The sequence below is a fragment of the Kitasatospora sp. NPDC043949 genome, from assembly GCF_056435365.1.
In genome coordinates, this window is sequence record NZ_JBWKEQ010000110.1 from 1 (window position 1) to 4,245 (window position 4,245).

Here is a 4,245-nt window from a genome sequence, read left to right on the forward strand (position 1 = left end):
CACCTCGAAGTCGTCCTCCAGGTCGAACAGGACGCACACCCCCCCCCCCACCACCCCCCCTCCCCCCCCCCCCCCCCCCCCACTCCCCCCCCCCCCCCCCCCCCCCCCCCCCCCCTCGGGCAGGTGCGGTCAGGGGAGGGTGATCACCTGGCTCCGGCGGGCGGCGGGGTTGAGGTGGTGGAGCAGGAGCAGGCGGGAGGTGTCGCCGGGGGTGCGGTGGATGTCGAGGACGGTGCCGGGCCGGACCGGGGTGGCGAGGGCCGCGGGGCCGCCGAGGCCGGCACGGATGTCGACGGCGGGATGCAGGACGTCGAGGGCCAGGACGGGGCGGGTGCCGCGCAGGCCGATGGCGGAGTAGGACTCGGCCGGGTCGGGTGTGCCGGGGGCGACGGTGCTGGTCCAGACGCCGTAGTGGACGGTGCTGTGGCCTTCCCGGACGCCCGGGAGCGCGCTCAGCCGGACGGGGAGGACGAGGGCGTCACCGTCCAGCAGGGCGGTGTCGGTGTCGCCCCAGTGGCCGTTCAGCGGCTGGACGTCGAGCTCGGCGCCGGTTCGGGCGTCGAGGGCGCGGGAGACCAGGACGTCGCTGCCGCGCAGCCGGTCGGCTTCGAGGATGACGTCGGTGGTGCCGTCGCCGTCGGTGTCCAGGGAGACCCGGACGCCGTAGAGCCCGACCGGGGTGGCGGCCGGGGCCCAGAGCTGGGCGCCCACGTAGAGCAGGTCGGAGCTGGTGGCGGCACCGACGACCCGCAGGTTGGCGGCCCGGTCGCCGGGCTGCTGGACGCAGACGTCCTGCGGGGGGTCGGCCGGCTCGGCTCCGTCGTCGGGCCGGATGCCGGCCCCGGGCCCGACGGCGGCTTCGCTGTCGGGCGGGCAGTCGGCCCAGCGGGTGCCTTCGCCGCCGAGGGTGAGGGCGGTGACGAGTCCGGGCCGGTTGCCGGGGGCGGCGCTGCCGCCGAGCATCAGGACGGTGCCGTCCCGGGTGGTGCGGGCGGCGGCGGTGGCGGTGAGGTCGGTGGCCGGGCGCGGGGCGGCGAGGACGGGGACGCGCAGTTGGGGCAGGGCCGGGTCGGTGACGGGGGTGAGCAGGACGCGGCCGGAGAGTTCGGCGCGGTAGCTGCGGGCCTTGCCGTCCTGCACGGTGTCGATGGTGGGGTCGGGGGCCCGGCCCAGTTCCCCGGGGACGGCGAGGGTGACGTGCACCCGCGCGGTGCCGCCGGCCGGGACGTCGACCTGGTCCGGCGTCACCTCGAAGGTGGCGCCGGGCAGTTCGGTGGCCGCCGCGTAGCCGGTGCGGTAGCTCAGCGGCCGGTCCGCGTGGTTGCGCACCTCGATGTCGCGGCCGAGGGCGGTCGGCCCGGCAATCTCGACCGGCCCGTAGGAGACGCCGACGCTGCCTTCGGCCGCTCCGTCGCCGGCCGCGTAGGCGACGACGGGGGTGTGAACGGCCCGGTCGACCTGGGCGCGGCCGGCGCCGGTGCGCTCGGGGCCGTAGACCGGTCCGCCGTGGTCGTCGCCGAGCCAGGTGTCGACGGCGGTGTTCATGAGCGCGGCCTTGAGCTGTTCGACCGGCCAGTCGCGGTGGGCGGCGCGGACGAGGGCGGCGAGGCCGGTGATGTGCGGGGTGGCCATCGAGGTGCCGTCCTCGCGCTGGCCGCCGCTGCCGCTGCCGACGAGGGCGGACCAGATGGTCTCGCCAGGGGCGGCGAGGTCGGGTTTGACGATGCCGGGGACGCCGATGCCGCGGGAGGAGAAGTCGGTGAGGGTGTCGGTGCGGGCGGGCTGGTTCTGGGAGACGGAACCGTGCAGCGGGTTGCCGGGGGCGGCGAGGCGGACCTCGACCGGCCCGGCCGCGGCGGCCTGCCGGAGCCGTTCGCCGTCGGCGTGGGCGAGCAGGGCGGCCGGGATGCGGTCGTTGCCGGAGATCTCGGCGAGGTGGTCGGTGTCGGCGGCGTAGAGGGCGCCGATCGCACCGGCGTCGGCGGCGTGGTCGGCGCGGGGGCCGGAGTTGCAGGCCCGCTCGGAGTCGCGGGTGCGCCAGGTGAGGACGGCGATCTTTCCGGCGAGCCGCTGCCGGTCGGCTTCGCTGTAGGCGGCGCAGCCGTCGGACTGGTCGGCGGGCAGGGCGAGTTGGCCGCTGACGTCGGCGCTGGACCAGCCCTGGTAGCGCTCGCTCCAGTGGGCCGGGACGACACCGGCCAGGTCGGCGGGGGCGAGCACGGTGAGGCCGTCGGTGTCGCTGTGCTGGTCGACGGAGGCGGCGACGGTGACGGCCCGGGCGGCGGTGCCGGGGCTGCCGCCGATGCCGTAGACGTCGCCGTCGTTGCCGGCGGCGGCGACCACGACGGTGCCGAGGGCGGCGAGCCGGTCGACGGCGAGGGCGTCGGTGTCGTCGGGGCTGCCGAAGCGGCTGCCGAGGGAGAGGTTGACGACGTCGAGGCGGTCCCCGAGGTCGCCGTCGCCGTTGGGGTCGGCGGCGAGGTCGAGGGCCTGGGCGAGCCGGTCGGTGGAGCCGTCGCAGCCGAAGACCCGGATCGCGTACAACTGGGCGCCGGGGGCGGCGCCGGGGCCGACCTTGAACCCGGCGGGGTCGAGTCCGGGCCGGTAGGGGCCGGTGTACGGGTGGCCGTCGGCGGTGACGCCGTAGCCGGCGGCGGTGCCGGCGACGTGGGTGCCGTGCCCGTTGCGGTCGCAGTCGATCGGATTGTCGCTGGGGTGCGGGACGGGCTGGTGGTGCGGGGAGGACGGGTCGGGGTCGTAGTCGTCGCCGACCAGGTCCTTGCCGCCGATCACCTTGGCGTTGGGGAACAGGTCGGGCGGGGCGGGCTTGCCGCGTTCGACGGAGCGGAAGGCGGCCTCGGTGCCGGGGCCACCGAAGTCGGCGTGGGTGTAGTCGATGCCGCTGTCGATGATCCCGATCCGCACCCCCTGGCCGGTGTTGCCGTCGCCGGTGGCACCGGCCCAGACCTGCGGGGCGCCGATCAGCGGGACGGAGTAGGCGTTGTCCCGCTGCTTGCGGACGATCGGGTGGACGGCCCGGACGCCGGGCAGCGCGCGCAGGGCGGGCAGCCGGTCGGCGGGCGCGTTGACGGCGAGGCCGGTGATCAGGGTGCGGGTGCGGTAGAGCTCGCCGGCGGTGGGCACCGCCCGGTGGACGGCCGCGGCGAGCCGGTCGAGGGCTTCGCCGGCCCTGGCCCGCTGGGCGGCGCCGGCGTCCGAGGCCTCCCGGCGGGCGGCCTCCGGGGAGCGCTGGGCCCGCCGGGCCCCGTCGGCGGCGCGCCGCCAGGCGGGCCCGGCCGGCTCGGTGCCGAGTTCGAGCAGGACGGAGGCCGTTCGGCCGGCCCTCGACGGCTCCGTCGGGGGCCCGCCGGAGGCCGGGGTGGCGGCGAGCGCCGCGCTCCCGGCCAGCAGGGCCAGGGTGAGTCCGATCCGGGTGATGGGTCGGCGGACGGATGGCAGACGCACTGGGCCCTCTTCCCCCGGCAGGGGGACTGATCCGCACACCGTGTCGCTGACGCCCGCCCGCGCGAACGTCGATCACCCTTCCGGGGGCCCCAAATTAGGATGATCGCGCCGACGAGCGCGAGCAACTTCCCTCGGACGGACGCCGGTTGCACTCGACCGGGTGACCTGACGGCAGCCCGAGCGGCCTATTCGGCGGATGAACGGCCGGGCCGGCGGCGGGCCGGCGAAGCCGCGGGGGCGCCGCCCGACAACACCTGACGGACAGACCGCCGACGACGCCCGCCAGCGGTTCCCGTCAGAGGTGCCCGGTCGAGCCGCCGTTGTCGCGGCGGTCCAGCGCCCGCTGCAGGGCGGCGGCGGCGAAGGGGTTCCGTTCGGCGGCCCGGCGACGGCGCGGGGCGCGGACGGGGGTGGCGGCGGGGGTGGGGGTGGCGTGGCGGTCGGCAGTGAGGGGCATACCGGGCTCCTTGGAAGCGGCGCCCCGAAAAGGGCGCGGGAGGGGGAGGGGTACGCGCGGGGGCAGGGATCGCCTGCCCGTGAAGGCGCACGCGGACACGGGCCGAACGCCCTGTCTACAGGGTCGGCACGCCGTATCGCCCTTCCACGGTACGACCGGGCCCGGGCCGTGTCTGCACGAATACTTGGATTTCCTAGTATCTGAGACGGGAGCCACCCGGGGGAACGCAGCGGGGGGGGGGGGGGGGGGGGGGGGGGGGGGGGGGGGGGGGGGGGGGGGGGGGGGGGGGGGGGGGGGGGGGGGGGGGGGGGGGGGGGGGGGGG

Annotated in this window: 2 protein-coding genes; both read right to left on the bottom strand. The window is 77.4% G+C overall.

Going from position 1 to position 4,245, the window contains the following annotated elements; all coding sequences use genetic code 11:
* Nucleotides 1-129: 129 nt before the first annotated feature.
* Complete coding sequence (locus AC07AL_RS38440) at nt 130-3,465, bottom strand: S8 family peptidase (RefSeq protein ID WP_478319560.1); 3,336 nt, start codon at nt 3,463-3,465, stop codon at nt 130-132.
* Nucleotides 3,466-3,760: 295 nt separating this feature from the next.
* On the bottom strand, nt 3,761-3,922 hold the full coding sequence (locus AC07AL_RS38445) for a hypothetical protein (RefSeq protein WP_350887612.1): 162 nt from the start codon (nt 3,920-3,922) through the stop codon (nt 3,761-3,763).
* Nucleotides 3,923-4,245: the final 323 nt, after the last annotated feature.